The sequence below is a fragment of the Leptospira congkakensis genome (assembly GCF_004770265.1).
Classification (GTDB): domain Bacteria; phylum Spirochaetota; class Leptospiria; order Leptospirales; family Leptospiraceae; genus Leptospira_A; species Leptospira_A congkakensis.
Genome location: NZ_RQGQ01000016.1, coordinates 316,419 through 330,471 on the forward strand (window position 1 = coordinate 316,419; position 14,053 = coordinate 330,471).

Below are 14,053 nucleotides of genomic sequence, written 5' to 3' on the forward strand. Positions count from 1 at the left end.
TCCCCAAGTTTTCCTTGCCCGAGCAAAACCATAAGTTGAATTCGGGGAGGGATTTCCGCTCGATCCCTGCCGCAGGCAATGGAATTAAAATCCGAGTTCTTGGAGAGATTTTTTCGACCAAACAGGGGTTCTTCCGGCTCGGATGTAACGAACTGCTTTCGAGTCCAAAGAAACGATATGTAAGCCAAATTCAGTAAATCGATTGGATTGGAACACAATCTCTTTTCCATTGGGTGAAAAGTCTGGTGCCGAATCATTATAATTTCCAAAGGTAATTTGTGAAACTTCATTCGTTTCGACATTTGCAATATAGAGATGACTGTATTCACCTTCACCGTTTCTTGCAGAAGTAAAAGTAATCCATTTACCATCAGGTGACCACTTGGGATCGGCATCGGATCCTAAGTCCACACTAGGATGCACAAAGTTTGAAATTTGGGAATTGGATAAATTCATCATGTACAATCGAGAGGGAAAGGTTCCAGCAAAATCTTGATTCGATTGAAATACCATATTCATTCCGTTAGGTGATATTCCGGGAGCAGCGTGTAATTTATCGCCTGCTTCATAGAGAGTCGTTTCAGATCCGGTATTCAAATCATGTTTCATCAATCTAAGTTTGGAAGGTGCAAAATAAGTTCCTCGTTGAAACACGATTGCCGTTGAATCTGGGAACCAAGCGGCACGTTGGTTTTCGTCGGGAGCAGGAGTATTTGTCACACGTCGCACTGTGCGAGATGGAAAGTCCATAGTATAGATTTCTGGTCGTGTGTGTCCGTGGACGGTCCGGCGACTATTGAAAGCAAGGCTTTCACCTGTGGGACTCCATCTTGGAGCTAAATCTCTCCCAACATTTTCTGTTACATTGATAGTTCGATTTTCTTTTATGCCATAAAGATAAATTTCATCATCTTTATCTGGATCGAAAGCAAAGGCGATTGTTCCATGATTGGAAAAAGCAGAATGAAGAGCTAATCCTAAGAAGAAATCATTCACCTCTTCATTTTTTTCAGTCCCACACCGAACAACGCCAAATAACAAAAAAAAACACAAAAAACATTTAAACATAAAGTCCTCCGTCTGCCAATATTCATAAACGCAATTAAGTTGCAATAACTAAATGCAATTTTGTTGCGTTTAGGTGATCTGTAAACTGAGAGGATTTAAGGGAACATTCTGGAATTAGGTTATTTTCTTATTTGTATTCATTCATCATTTCCTAGTCCTACTCTCCAACTCCAGAACTAAGGATTGGATGCGAGTATGATTGGCGAGAAGCCAGTCAGAAAAAATCCCAACAATCCCTCGGAATAGTTGGATGGGAACCCAACGAGTCGGTACAATGATTCTTGGTTTTCTCTGAGTTAATCCTTTGATAAGGGCAGTCGCTACCTTTTCAGGAGAAATTGCCTTTCTTAGGAAAGGTGGAAATCCAATTTCTCGCATTTCTGTTGTTAAACTGTCTCCTCCAAAAACACCATCGGTGAGCGGTGTCGTAATCCAACCAGGATACAATACGCTAGCACTGGCACCTTTGCCCGAGAGTTCCGCTCGAAGGGAACGCGATAACATTTCAATCCCTGCTTTGGAGGTGGCATAGGGTGCATTACACATCCCATTTGTAAATGCATAGATCGAAGAGGTAACGACCACTTGCCCTTTGTTTTTTACAACCTCTGACAAAGAACTTTTGATGGTGCGCCAAACACCGAGTAAGTCTACGTCTATGATCTTTTCAAATTCAGATTCATCGCAATTAAAAACAGTATAGGCCGATTCTTTCCAGGAGATTCCCGCATTGGCAAAAACAATATCAAGTTTTCCAAAGGTGGCAACAGTAAGTTTGATTATATTTTTTATGGAATCCCAATTGGTTACATCCATTGCTTTTGCGAGAACTCGTTCTTTTGAAAACTCAGATGCCAATGAATCCAATGATTTTTGAGATATATCGGTTAATACAAGGTTGGCGCCATTTGCATACAATTCTCTGGCACAAGCAGCTCCAATTCCGCCAGCAGCACCTGTAATTAGAATTACTTTATCTCTAATATCATAAACCATAACTTTCCCCTTGTATCTGTTAGGTCATACTAGGGGAATTGGTCAACTGGTTAATCAAAAGGAACCAATAGGGGATTTTGTTTCTTTATTAGGAGAATTAGAATTTTTCTAGATAACCTTCTCAGAATGAATCTAAAAAAAATGAATATGTGATCTTGCATAAAAGGGTTATATCTGTAATTCGCATATAACCCTTTCTATTTTTAAGAAACTAAGAGTTCTGCTTCTTTTTCTTTTTTTGATTCCAGTTTCCTATCTCTTTCTTCCGTCACTTGGTCGAAGTATGTTTCGTAATTAGGGAAATTAGTTCCCATCAACCTGTCCCAAACATTAAAGTAGAGAGAGTAGTTCCCTTGGAATTTTTGATGGTGTAAGTTGTGGTGAGTGGAGGTATTGATCCACTTGGTGATGGAGTGTGATGCCCAACCTTTTGGAAAAAACTCGTATCCTAAATGCCACCAAATATTCAGAACCATCGCATAAAAAGTATGGAAGATCAAAACATAAAAATGAATCGGAACAAACATAACAAAAGGAACAATGTAAACTGCTTCTAAAAATGCTTCTGTTGCTTGGAATCTGTAGGCAGCCAGTGGGGACGGGTTCACAGATTGATGATGTTCTGAATGTACATGAGGATAAACTTTTTTCAAGTGAGCAAACCTGTGCATCCAATAGAACCAAGTTTCATGCCAAATTGTGATCAGAAGGAAACTAAGGAAAATGTATCCAATCCCAGAAAGTCCTGAAACAGGTCCGAAGTATACAGCACTCGGAACAATTTTTGCTTTCATCAATGTGATGTTAGTCACAGCAACTAAAGTAAAAACAACGAGTGTGACTGCTGACTGGCGAAACTCCTTCCAAACCTTCTCTGCTTTTGGATATACTTTTTGGATGCGATAAGATTCAAAAAAATCCTTTCGCCAAACATAGAATAAAAGAAATGCCAAACCTGCAATGGGGTAATAACGCAGGAAATTCAATATCCCTTGTGCAAAACCAATTTTGGTTATACAATCTAAAACTAATTCACACTGAACTGGTCCACCAAACATAGAACTCTCCTAAACTGAATGAGGTTGAATCCATTCTAACAAAAATGGAAAACCAAATCGACCGGATCGGTAAAGCCGGAATAAAAAAAGATTCCGAGTGGGTCCATTCGGATCATACTTTTAATGACTTTCGGAACTCACTAGGACTTGTCCCTACCTCACGTTTGAAGGCGTCGTAAAATGTGGATTTGGAAGGAAAACCAACATCGTAGGCAATGGTGAGGATATTCCTCTCTGGATGTAGTGAAAAAAGCTCTTTTGTTTCTCGGATGCGGTAATGGTTCACAAACTGAAAGAAATTTTTCTTTTGGTGTAGATTCAAATACTCGGAAAGTTGGTGTTCGGAAAGGTCCATTTCTTTGGCTAACTTCTCTAAGTTGATGTTTTCATCGCGGTAGATTTTTTCTTCCTCCATTAAGTGTTTGAGCCTGTTCTGTAGAGTTTCTAAGTCGAATCCACCTAGTTGAGAAGTTTGGTATTTTTTTTCCTCAATCACAATCCTTTGCACTTCTCCCCAAAGTTCAGGACTTTTTTGCCTAAGCAAGTAAACACCAATGAGGAGTAAGGCGATGAGAGTTGATACAATTTCCAATCCATGTCTTTGGTGGAAAAATAAAGTATAAATCCCTACTAAACTTGCAAAGGTTCCAATGCTTACAACAATTCCCACCAAACGAAGATGAGCCGATTTTTTGAAACTTTCGAAACGAATGTATTTCACCATATTTATAAAAACGTAAAAAGCCGCATAAAATATGGGTGAAACGGCAATCAGAATGGTCATTTGAAATAGAAAGGGAACTCCTTCTGCCAAATATTTCGAATGGATGGCGATTTTATTTTCGGCGGACGAAATATAAAAAGGCATCATTAGGGCAGTGACAATGCCTGCGGGAACAAGTTCCCAAAAGGAAAACTTGTTTTTGTTCGGACTTTCATCCCAGAGTTCAGAAAAATATCGTTTGAGAAGGGCTCCAATACAAGCAGTGAAAGGTAAATGCACCAAATAAAAATGTGGGAAGGATTGGTAAAGGCCTGTGGCGGTAAAAAAAGTATGAGCCTGGAACAAAGAGGCAAAAAGAAATAACATTCCTTGGATTTTGGTTTGGCCTGTTGTATTTTTTCTTAGGAACTCTCCCCAAGCGAAGAGGAGGGAAAGCCCAGCAGAAAAGGCAATCAGGGGACTGGTTAAATTCCACATCGATGTTCATCTTTTAATCAATCGATTGGATTGTAAAATAAAATCACTTGCCTCGGGTTCGTTCTGAATTAGAATTACGTTTGAAACGTGGATACCATTCATCGACAATCCTCCTTTTTGTGGGAAGGTAGCACCTTAGAAATCCACCTCCCAGCGACTCTTACTGCCAGCGAAACTGGTAAAGATTGGACAGCCTTTTCCGAAATTTTAAAAAAAAGCCCACCACGTAAAGTCACAGTCCTTGCTAATCATTTAGAAGAATCAGATTCATCCGGAATTTCTTTTTTAAAGTTAATTCGTTTAGAATGCGAAAAAAAAAGGATCCAATTCGTATTACTTGGATTAGACGAAAAGTTTAAATATCGATTGAGCGTTTCTGAGGATGATAGCAAAAAGAATAAAGACACTCTTGCGAACTCCCTTCGAAGATCCGAAAAAATCGGAAAACTTACCATCGACTCGTTGTTAGAGTTTAAATACCTGATTACTTTTACAGGGGAACTTACTGTTTCTTTTTGGCGTTCTTTTTTACATCCTTCTAAAATCCGATGGATGGATACATTTCGTGTCGCTGAATCGATGGGGGTGAATGCATTCCCCATCATCGCCATGATTGGGTTTTTACTTGGACTCATTATGTCTTTCCAATCTGCCATTCCTATGCGTCGGTTTGGGGCAGAGATTTTTGTCGCAAACCTTGTGGGTTTATCTTTATTCCGAGAACTTGGGCCGCTCATGACTGCTTTTATTTTATCAGGAAGGTCAGGATCTGCCTTTGCGGCGGAACTCGGAACCATGAAAGTTTCTGAAGAGATCGACGCACTCACAACAATGGGACTTCCGCCCGTTCAATTTCTCATTATCCCTCGTTTGGTGGCCTCTCTCATTATGACTCCACTCCTAACGATTGTTTTTAATTTTTTTGGACTGATTGGTGGGGCAGTTGTACTAATCAGCTTTGGATTTCCTCTTGTCACTTTTATCAACCAAGTGAATCTTGCGGTGGGACTTTCTGATATCTTAGGTGGGCTTTTAAAATCCTATTTTTTTGGAATGATCATTGCTTCTATCGGTTGTTACCGAGGTTTAAAAACAGCATCGGGAGCCGGTGCTGTTGGGGAATCAACCACCTCCGCTGTGGTTGGATCTATCATTCTTGTATCCATACTTGATGGAATTTTTTCCGTCTTATATTTTTATCTAAAAATATGAAAGATAACCCAATCATTCGAGTAGAACATCTAACAACGGGATATGGCCATACTGTGGTTATGGAAAATATTTCTTTTGAAGTCAATCGAGGAGAAATTTTTGGAATCCTGGGTGGGTCTGGTTGTGGAAAGTCTACAGTTCTTAAAAATATGATTGGATTAACATCCCCGTTTAGCGGCCGTATATGGATTGATGAAAGTGATATCGTCATTGCAGAAGGAAAGAAAAAAATACAAATTTGGAATCGCATCGGAGTGATGTACCAACAAAGTGCTTTATTTGGTTCCATGTCTTTATTGGAAAATGTTCGGTTGCCTTTGGAAGAGTTCACGGAACTCCCATTACCTATCATGAATGAAATTGCTATGACCAAATTGAAAATGGTGGGATTGTTTCCTTTTGCTCATCTTTATCCCGCCGAACTTTCTGGTGGTATGAAAAAACGTGCCGCCATTGCTCGGGCCATGGCGATGGATCCTGAAATTTTATTTTTAGATGAACCAAGTGCAGGACTCGATCCCATTACCAGTGTGGAGTTAGATCACCTAATCATCCGTTTGTCGAGAACTTTGGGTGTTACCTTTGTGATTGTAACCCATGAATTACCTTCTGTTTTTACAATGGCAGATCGTGTGATCGTTTTGGATAAAGCCACAAAAGGAATCATTGCTGAAGGGAAACCAAAAGACCTGAAGGAAAAATCTAAAAACCCATTTGTAAAACAATTCTTTAATCGTATTCCACAGGAGAGTTCCCCGTTATGAACCAATCCAATAAAATTTATTTTAAAGTTGGGATTTTTGTTTTGGTGAGTTTTTTCACACTCATTTTGTTTTTGATTGTGTTCACAGCTGGAAATATTTTCCAAAGATCTGTTAGTTTAGAAACCTATTTTGATGAATCTGTACAAGGATTAGACATTGGATCTCCCGTCAAACACCGTGGGGTAAAAGTAGGAACCGTCCAAGAAATCACTTTTGTTCAAAATGAATATTCAGACAAACTTACAGAAGATACCGAACTTCGGTATGGAAGATACGTTCTCATCAAAATGTCTGTCCCTGATTTTGTGAAAGGTGTTTATGGGAATGATTTAAAGAAAACTGTCCAAAGAATGATCCAAAGTGGGCTTCGTGTTCGTCTCGCCTCACAAGGATTAACGGGAACGGCATATTTAGAAGTGGATTATTTAAACCCAGAAAAAAATCCTCCTTTGTCTATTGAATGGGAACCAAAAACAATTTATATTCCTTCGGCACCAAGCACCATCTCTAGATTCACTGCAACTGTTGATAAGTTTTTTGATAAAGTAGAAAAAGCAGATGTGGATAAAATCCTTTTGGGAGTGGGAGAACTCATTCGTAACTTAAATCAAACCATCCAAGAAGCAAAACTAGGAGATTTGGCTCGCGAGTCCACGGGTCTTCTCGTAGATCTAAGAAAAACAAATACTGAAGTTAAGGCTCTCATCGCAAGTCCGGAAACGCAAGGTTTACCTAAAAAATTAGATGCCTCTGTCACTCAGTTACAAACAACATTAAAAAGACTCGATACACTTCTTGCTTCGAATCAAGGTGATATCTCCACTTCCATTGAAAATTTACGAATTGCTTCCGAAGATTTAAAAGAAGTCACAGCCAATGCTAAAAAATATCCATCTCAGTTTCTCTTCGGAGAAGCACCAAACAAGTCTAAACTCTGGAAATAACAATCATGAAAACACCAATTCGTTTGATACTTTTAACTGGCCTAGTTTTTTTTCTTAGCCAATGTTTTGGTGTTAGTAAAACATTTCCTGAAAAGAGATTTTACCTAATTGAAACTGGGGACACCAAACAATTGTATTCTGTTCCAAAACCTAGAACTTTTGTTGTTAGAAAGGTTTTTATTTCCCAAAGATTCGAAGGGAAAGAGTTTGTTTATCGTAAAGAGAACGCGGTCTATGAATCCGATTATTATAATGGATTTTTTATCCCTCCTTCGCATAATTTCAAAGAAGAATTGGTTCGTTCGTTACTTAAGTCGGGGAACTTTGAATGGGATGCAAGTATGCACACTAGAGTTGCAGTCACTCATTTCATTGAACTCAATCTCTCTCAGATGTATGGAGATTTCCGGACCAAGGAACCAAAAGCGGTCATCGAATTTGAAGTGGTCGTTTATGAAGATAAAGATTCCATTTCCACACCAGTTTTTCGCAAAACATACAAACAAATCCAAACCATCGAAAAAAAAGAACCGGAAGCTTTGGTTCTTGGATGGAATTTGGGACTCACCAATACATTCAATGAATTGAATTTGGATTTGAGTCAAAAACTGAAATAGTTTTTAGAAACGAGGTTGCTTTTCGACTGAAATCAGAATGAATCATTAGAACTTAAAGGATGAACTATGAGACTGATTGAATCTATCGCACCTTTTTATATTCTTCTAATGTTACTTGAGATTCTTTATAATCGTTTTAAAAAAAAGGATCATTATTTTTACGAGGATTCTCTCGCCGATCTTAGTTTAGGTGTCCTCAGTCGAATCTTTGATGGTCTGATTTTACTTGGTTTGGTTTTTGTTTATAGCGAATTATACAAACTCTCTTGGGGTGTTTCTTTTCTAACCAAGATTTTTTTATCACCTTCTTCGGCTTTACATTGGATTGTTTTATTTGTTTTACTCGATTTTTTATTTTATTGGGCACATCGGTACAGCCACGAAATCAAAGTTTTGTGGGCCTCTCACGTAGTACACCATTCAAGTGAAGAGTTCAATCTATCGGTAGCCCTTCGGCAATCTTTTGTGCGAAACATTGGGATTGGTCTATTTTATTTACCTTTGGCATTACTTGGATTCCCTGTGGAATCGTATTTGATCATTGATGCACTCAATCGAACCTACCAATTTTGGGTTCATACCCGGGCCATTGGAAAACTTTCACCTTTGTATGAATCTATCTTTGTCACTCCTTCTCACCACAGAGTTCATCATGCTATGAATCCTGAATACATAGACAAAAATTATGGAGGAGTGTTTATTTTTTGGGATCGTATCTTTGGAACTTATCAAGAAGAAAAAAAAGAACCAAGGTATGGGCTTGTTTCTCAATTGAATACCTATGATCCTGTGACCGCTGAAATTCATGTATTTCGTGATTTGTTTTCTGATCTTTGGAAAACAAAATACAAATGGCAGGGAATTCTTTCCTTTTTCTCATATCCTTCTGTCAGGCCCGATGACCTTCAATCCGTAATGGATCGAGGAGTGAGAGATCCAAAAGTATGGTTGAACCAACATAGATGGGACATTGAGATAAAATCGATGGCATCACAATATAGACGTAAGGCGGGAAATCTTTCGTATAGAATTTACCTATTTGTATCTTTTCTTATTCCCACAGCATTTACTTTGTATTTTTTGAAACGAATGCATATGTTTTCTCTTGGAGAAATTGTTTCTGTATTATTTCTACTGGTTTTATCCTTTGTTTCCTTGGGTAGACTTCTAGAGGGCGAAAGAAATTGGCTTCGTTTTGAGATCCCTAAATATATTTCTTGGTTTGTGCTTTTGGTCTATTTTTTCTTATAGTAGAAAATATGAAATATTTACATACAATGATTCGGGTGAAAGACTTAGACAAGGCTCTCCATTTTTTTGTGGATATCCTTGGACTCCAAATTACCAGAAGGAACGAACATCCAGAAGGAAAATTCACATTGGTATTTTTATCCACTGGAGAAGTGGATGCCCCTGAGGTTGAACTCACTTACAATTGGGACCAAGCGGAACCCTATACGACAGGAAGAAATTTTGGTCACTTGGCTTATGAAGTAGATAATATTTATGAGACCTGCGAAAAAATTCAAAAGATGGGTGTCACCATCAATCGTCCTCCTCGCGACGGCCGTATGGCTTTCATTCGGTCTCCCGATTTAATTTCTATCGAACTTTTACAAAAAGGAAAACCTTTACCATTGTTAGAACCTTGGGTCTCTATGCCAAGTATAGGTGAGTGGTAGGACTTGCGAAAGAAACCCAAAATTGCCATCATTGGCGCTGGTGCTTCTGGTTGTTTTGCCGCACTTCAAATTTATGACGGATTACAAGGGTTATGTGATATACAAATCTTTGAAAAGTCGAAAGAACCACTTTCTAAACTTCGGATTTCTGGGGGAGGGCGGTGTAATGTCACCCATAACCTTTTTGATCCCGAACTTCTTTCTGAACGGTATCCCAGAGGAAACAAAGAATTACGTTGGGCCTTTGAAAGTTTTGGTCCCAAAGACACAATCGAATGGTTTCAAAAAAGAGGAGTTACACTCAAAGCAGAAGCCGATGGGAGAATGTTCCCAACAACAGATAGTTCGGATACCATCATCCAATGTTTCTTAAACGAGTTAAAATCCAAAAAAATTCCAATTCACTTCGAACAAGGGTTAGTTGGTATTTATTCAAATTTACAATCCAACCAAACAAATGGATTCCGGGTTTTATGGGAAGGGGGAGTCGAAGAATCCTTCGATATCGTAGTCCTTGCCACAGGTTCCAATCGTAAGATTTGGAGTATTTTGGAAAAGTTAGGACATAAAATCATCCCTCCTGTTCCTTCCTTATTTACCTTAACTTTGGAAAACACAGATCTTATGGAACTCACTGGCCTTGTGGTTCCCAATGTGGAAATCAAAGTATTACCAAAAGGAAAAACACAAAAAGGCCCAATCCTCATCACTCATTGGGGGCTCAGTGGTCCCGCTGCTCTGCGTTTGTCTGCTTGGGAAGCACGAACCTTATTTGAAGCGGATTACAAGGTTGATTTGTCCATAAACTGGATTGGTGGAGAGAAAACACAATATATCGAAGAAAATTATTTAACTAAAAAAGAAAAAACACCTGCGGAAAAATTGTCCCCAGATCCAGAATGGAAACTTCCTTCGCGGTTTTGGGATTGGATTTTAAAAGAATCAAATATACAAACTAACAAACGTTATTCCGATATTTCTAAGTCAGAAATTCGAGGTCTTTCTCTTTCTCTCACACAAATGAAACTACAAATGGTTGCCAAAGGTGTTTTTAAGGAAGAATTTGTAACGGCAGGCGGTGTTTCCAGAAAAGACATCCAATTCCAAACTATGGAAAGTAAACCTTGTCCTGGTCTTTATTTTACGGGAGAAGTGATAGATGTCGACGGAATTACAGGTGGGTTTAATTTTCAGAATGCCTGGACTACCGCTTTTATTGCAGCCCAGGGCATTCGAAAAACAATTGTTATTTGAGTTTGTGGATTTGGATAAAGTCTACTGTTTGTGCCACTGATCCCGGTGCTCCCGAAAGAATCACAACAGTATCCCCTGATTTTAATTTTCCTTCCGACTTTAATGTTTTACTCATAAAAGCAATCATATCGGGGAACTTATCCATCATAGGCATCACATACGCTTCCACACCCCAGTACAATTGCATCTTTCTTGCTGTTCCAAGAAATGGCGTGAAAGAATAAATTGGTTTCAAAGGACGAAATTCAGATGAGAGAAGTGATGAATATCCTGATCTTGTAAAGTTGATGATGGCTTTGGCGTTGATGGATCTGGAAATGGCTTCTGCAGCACTGCCGAGAGCTGTTCGTTCCACTTCAAATTCCGAACGATCCATACTACGTAAGTGTGATAAGTAAATTTCAGATTCTTCTGCTGCTTGGATGATACTTGTCATGGTTCGAACTGTTTCGATAGGAAATTTTCCAGAAGCAGTTTCCCCTGACAACATCACCGCATCTGTTCCATCCATAACCGCATTGGCAACATCACTCGCTTCGGCCCGAGTGGGACGGGGATTGTCAATCATTGTCTCTAACATTTGTGTGGCGGTGATCACTGGTTTCCCTTGTTGGTTTAATTTTGTGATCATTTCTTTTTGAATGATGGGAACATATTGTGTGTCTAATTCCACACCCAAGTCACCACGAGCAATCATGATTCCATCACAATTGTCGATGATTTCTTCTATATTTTGAATGGCTTCAGGTCGTTCAATTTTTGCAATAAGACCTGCGTAACTGTCCTTCATAAATTGTCTCGCCATCTCTAAATCACTTGCTCGTCTAACAAATGAAAGTGCTATGTAATCAACTCCGAGTGATAAAGCAAATTGTAAGTCTTCGATGTCCTTTTCGGAAAGAGCCGGTGCAGAGATTGGTGTTCCCGGAAGATTGATTCCTTTGTTGTCTTTTAATGTCCCTCCGATGACGGTTTCTAAAACTGCTTTTTCTTTTGTTTTGGATTTTACAACAAACGAGAGTTTGCCGTCATCAATGAGAAGTTTGTGCCCTACGTCGATGTCATTTAAAATATACTGGTAGGTGCAACCGATTTCTTCTCTGGTTCCAAGGAAGTCGGACTTGTTATTGATTGCGATTTGGTCGCCGGTTTTTAGTTCTAAAGGACCTGTTCCTAGTTTTCCTGTTCTAATTTTCGGGCCTTGTAAATCGGCAAGAATACCAATGGATTTACCGGATTCCTGTTCACACTCCCGCAACAGTTCGAAGATCTCTTTGTGGTAGTCATGGGTGGAATGAGAGAAGTTCATTCGTGCCAAATCCATTCCTGAATAGATCAATTTTAGAATCGTTTCACGGTTCGCAGATGCAGGGCCTATGGTACAGATAATTTTAGTGCGTTTGTTTGGGATTTTGTCGTCTTCCGGCATAGGCCCTATTCTTAGCTTTTTTGATTTTTCCTGCAAGTAAATTGTACGGATTGAATTGACTTGTGTCATTTTTCGCAAAAATATCATTTTAATGGCATCTAATGCACTCGCACTCATCTACCATTCTTCGTACAATCTCGAATTACCGGGTCATGTTTTCCCTGCTCACAAATATTCTCATCTTTACAATCGTGTCAAAAGGGATCCGGTCTATGCATCCTGGGACATTTTGTTACCCAAAAAAGCAGAAGAAGCAGATTTAGAACTCGTTCATACCAAAGAATACTTAGATGATCTGTTTAGTTACGAACATACATCGCGAACTATGTATTCTGAACTTCCGCTTAATCGAAGTATTGTGGAAAGTTTTATGTATGGTGTCGGCGGAACGATTATGGCAGCAGAACTTTCAAAAAACTTTCAATTTGCTTTGAATATGGGCGGTGGTTATCATCACAGTTTTCCCGATAAAGCGGAAGGTTTTTGTTATTTGAATGATGTGGCAATTGCTATAAGAAAACAAAAAGAAACTTCTCCCAACATAAATGCCCTTATCATTGACTTGGATTTACATCAAGGAAATGGAAATTCATATATTTTTCAATACGATGACAAAGTTTTCACATTTTCGATGCACCAAGGTAATCTTTATCCTAAGAAAGAAGAATCTAACTTAGATGTGAACTTAGAACCAAATACCAGAGATGATGAATATCTTTCTACATTGGAATCTTCCTTAAATCAAATCCGAAAAGATTTTGACGCAAATATAATTTATTATGTTGCAGGAGCTGATCCTTATGAAGATGATTCTCTTGGTGAATTAAAAATTTCTATGAAAGGTTTAAAAGAAAGAGATTTGATGGTTCGTAAGTTTGCAGAGACTCTCAATGTTCCTTGTGTTGTGACTCTTGCAGGTGGATATGCACGTGATTTCCGCGACACTGTTGAAATTCATTTTAATACCATCACTGCGTTTGGTGAAAAATAATGGGTGTTTTTTCATCTACAGACAAAAAGAAAAACGAATCCGATTGGTTAAACTTGGATGAGTTGTCTTTAGTTGATGTTTCAAAAGAACTAAACACCTCACTCAATATGGAGCCAAGGTTATTCAATCGTTTTACTCATTATGAGGTGGAGCAGTTGTTAGTTGGCGCTGGCTTGATCGCTGCTGTTGAAAAACGTGGTTTCCCCAACCCAATCATTGAGTTGGAAATTCTAAATAATTTTGATAACCGCATTTATATCAAAACAGAAAATAGAAAAATTTTAGTTCATACTCGTTTGAAAGTATCACAATTCCAAATGAAAGGGGATGATGAACAGTTCCCTATGATTTATATCGATTGGCTCCTCACTCAAAATATCAATTTTGAACCAGGGGACATCAAAAAGGAATTGTACTTTGGACAAGAATATCCTGGTCTCAATGTTTTAAATGAATTCACTGATTTCATCCGTGTTCTTTCTAAAAAATTGGGAACGTCTGGAGCTTTTAATGTTCCTGAATATTTTCATGATGCAGTTTTGTTTTCACGTAAATTCCGTTTCATTGATCCTGAGAAAGAAGGGACGTTCCGAGCTCTTGTGCGAAATTTTCGAGGAACAAATTTACGAAGTTTGTCCTCTCAAATCCATCAGAACAGAGTTCGTTATGAAAATGGGGAACCTTATGAGTGGAAGTATGGAGAAATGATTTCCTGTACCGATGTTTATTTAGAGAAAAAAGTTTTCCATGAGGCGTATTTTAAAAAAGTGGAGGAAGTGAAAGAAAAACTAAAATTCACATTGGTCTCAAAATAACCCTCAGTACTGCCGATAATCT

At 38.6% G+C, this 14,053-nt stretch carries 14 protein-coding genes; 9 read left to right on the forward strand and 5 right to left on the reverse strand.

Annotation, left to right across the window (positions count from 1 at the left end):
- Positions 1-84: 84 nt before the first annotated feature.
- The 4 genes from EHQ70_RS11850 to EHQ70_RS11865 all read right to left on the reverse strand — a co-directional run bounded on the left by EHQ70_RS11850 (position 85) and on the right by EHQ70_RS11865 (position 4,323).
- Complete coding sequence (locus EHQ70_RS11850; RefSeq protein WP_135586649.1) at positions 85-1,068, reverse strand: DPP IV N-terminal domain-containing protein; 984 nt, start codon at positions 1,066-1,068, stop codon at positions 85-87.
- A gap of 144 nt (positions 1,069-1,212) precedes the next feature.
- Positions 1,213-2,064 (reverse strand): SDR family NAD(P)-dependent oxidoreductase, encoded by an 852-nt coding sequence (locus tag EHQ70_RS11855; RefSeq protein ID WP_135586651.1) that lies wholly within the window; start codon positions 2,062-2,064, stop codon positions 1,213-1,215.
- Between the two features lie 203 nt (positions 2,065-2,267).
- Complete coding sequence (locus EHQ70_RS11860; RefSeq protein WP_135586653.1) at positions 2,268-3,122, reverse strand: sterol desaturase family protein; 855 nt, start codon at positions 3,120-3,122, stop codon at positions 2,268-2,270.
- A 112-nt stretch (positions 3,123-3,234) separates the two neighbouring features.
- Positions 3,235-4,323 carry a helix-turn-helix domain-containing protein gene (locus tag EHQ70_RS11865; RefSeq protein ID WP_135586655.1) on the reverse strand — a complete coding sequence of 363 codons (1,089 nt, stop codon included), beginning with the start codon at positions 4,321-4,323 and terminating at the stop codon, positions 3,235-3,237.
- A gap of 87 nt (positions 4,324-4,410) precedes the next feature.
- On the opposite strand from EHQ70_RS11865, the gene EHQ70_RS11870 reads away from it, so the two are divergent.
- The 7 genes from EHQ70_RS11870 (at position 4,411) to EHQ70_RS11900 (ending at position 10,796) form a co-directional block, all read left to right on the forward strand.
- Positions 4,411-5,535 (forward strand): MlaE family ABC transporter permease, encoded by a 1,125-nt coding sequence (locus tag EHQ70_RS11870; RefSeq protein WP_135586657.1) that lies wholly within the window; start codon positions 4,411-4,413, stop codon positions 5,533-5,535.
- Positions 5,532-6,299 (forward strand): ABC transporter ATP-binding protein, encoded by a 768-nt coding sequence (locus EHQ70_RS11875; RefSeq protein WP_135586659.1) that lies wholly within the window; start codon positions 5,532-5,534, stop codon positions 6,297-6,299. Before EHQ70_RS11870 ends, EHQ70_RS11875 begins: the two co-directional genes overlap by 4 nt.
- Positions 6,296-7,243: an MlaD family protein gene (locus tag EHQ70_RS11880; protein WP_135586661.1), complete on the forward strand. Its 948-nt coding sequence runs from the start codon at positions 6,296-6,298 to the stop codon at positions 7,241-7,243. The genes EHQ70_RS11875 and EHQ70_RS11880 overlap by 4 nt, the downstream gene beginning before the upstream one ends.
- Before the next feature lie 5 nt (positions 7,244-7,248).
- On the forward strand, positions 7,249-7,860 hold the full coding sequence (locus EHQ70_RS11885) for an ABC-type transport auxiliary lipoprotein, LBF_0736 family (protein ID WP_135586663.1): 612 nt from the start codon (positions 7,249-7,251) through the stop codon (positions 7,858-7,860).
- 66 nt (positions 7,861-7,926) lie between these two features.
- Positions 7,927-9,111 carry a sterol desaturase family protein gene (locus tag EHQ70_RS11890; protein WP_135586665.1) on the forward strand — a complete coding sequence of 395 codons (1,185 nt, stop codon included), beginning with the start codon at positions 7,927-7,929 and terminating at the stop codon, positions 9,109-9,111.
- An 8-nt stretch (positions 9,112-9,119) separates the two neighbouring features.
- A complete protein-coding gene (locus EHQ70_RS11895) occupies positions 9,120-9,542 on the forward strand; it encodes a VOC family protein (protein ID WP_135586667.1) in 423 nt (140 codons plus the stop codon).
- 3 nt (positions 9,543-9,545) lie between these two features.
- Positions 9,546-10,796 carry a BaiN/RdsA family NAD(P)/FAD-dependent oxidoreductase gene (locus tag EHQ70_RS11900; protein WP_135586669.1) on the forward strand — a complete coding sequence of 417 codons (1,251 nt, stop codon included), beginning with the start codon at positions 9,546-9,548 and terminating at the stop codon, positions 10,794-10,796.
- Here EHQ70_RS11900 and pyk read toward each other — a convergent pair.
- Entirely contained in the window at positions 10,789-12,225 is a 1,437-nt protein-coding gene (gene pyk / locus EHQ70_RS11905) for a pyruvate kinase (RefSeq protein WP_135586671.1), read from the reverse strand. The genes EHQ70_RS11900 and pyk overlap by 8 nt on opposite strands.
- A 91-nt stretch (positions 12,226-12,316) precedes the next feature.
- On the opposite strand from pyk, the gene EHQ70_RS11910 reads away from it, so the two are divergent.
- Together EHQ70_RS11910 and EHQ70_RS11915 are read left to right on the forward strand one after the other, a co-directional pair.
- A complete protein-coding gene (locus EHQ70_RS11910; protein WP_135586673.1) occupies positions 12,317-13,216 on the forward strand; it encodes a histone deacetylase family protein in 900 nt (299 codons plus the stop codon).
- Positions 13,216-14,031, forward strand: a complete 816-nt coding sequence (locus tag EHQ70_RS11915) for a hypothetical protein (RefSeq protein ID WP_135586675.1) — start codon at positions 13,216-13,218, stop codon at positions 14,029-14,031. Before EHQ70_RS11910 ends, EHQ70_RS11915 begins: the two co-directional genes overlap by 1 nt.
- The last annotated feature ends 22 nt before the right edge of the window (positions 14,032-14,053 follow it).

Excerpts from the sequence above, each read along its gene's own strand:
- pyk (WP_135586671.1), bottom strand. The coding sequence starts at position 12,225 with ATGCCGGAAGACGACAAAATCCCAAACAAACGCACTAAAATTATCTGT.
- EHQ70_RS11915 (WP_135586675.1), top strand. The coding sequence starts at position 13,216 with ATGGGTGTTTTTTCATCTACAGACAAAAAGAAAAACGAATCCGATTGG.
- EHQ70_RS11850 (WP_135586649.1), bottom strand. The coding sequence starts at position 1,068 with ATGTTTAAATGTTTTTTGTGTTTTTTTTTGTTATTTGGCGTTGTTCGG.
- EHQ70_RS11865 (WP_135586655.1), bottom strand. The coding sequence starts at position 4,323 with ATGTGGAATTTAACCAGTCCCCTGATTGCCTTTTCTGCTGGGCTTTCC.
- EHQ70_RS11890 (WP_135586665.1), top strand. The coding sequence starts at position 7,927 with ATGAGACTGATTGAATCTATCGCACCTTTTTATATTCTTCTAATGTTA.
- EHQ70_RS11855 (WP_135586651.1), bottom strand. The coding sequence starts at position 2,064 with ATGGTTTATGATATTAGAGATAAAGTAATTCTAATTACAGGTGCTGCT.
- EHQ70_RS11860 (WP_135586653.1), bottom strand. The coding sequence starts at position 3,122 with ATGTTTGGTGGACCAGTTCAGTGTGAATTAGTTTTAGATTGTATAACC.
- EHQ70_RS11885 (WP_135586663.1), top strand. The coding sequence starts at position 7,249 with ATGAAAACACCAATTCGTTTGATACTTTTAACTGGCCTAGTTTTTTTT.
- EHQ70_RS11895 (WP_135586667.1), top strand. The coding sequence starts at position 9,120 with ATGAAATATTTACATACAATGATTCGGGTGAAAGACTTAGACAAGGCT.
- EHQ70_RS11880 (WP_135586661.1), top strand. The coding sequence starts at position 6,296 with ATGAACCAATCCAATAAAATTTATTTTAAAGTTGGGATTTTTGTTTTG.
- EHQ70_RS11875 (WP_135586659.1), top strand. The coding sequence starts at position 5,532 with ATGAAAGATAACCCAATCATTCGAGTAGAACATCTAACAACGGGATAT.
- EHQ70_RS11910 (WP_135586673.1), top strand. The coding sequence starts at position 12,317 with ATGGCATCTAATGCACTCGCACTCATCTACCATTCTTCGTACAATCTC.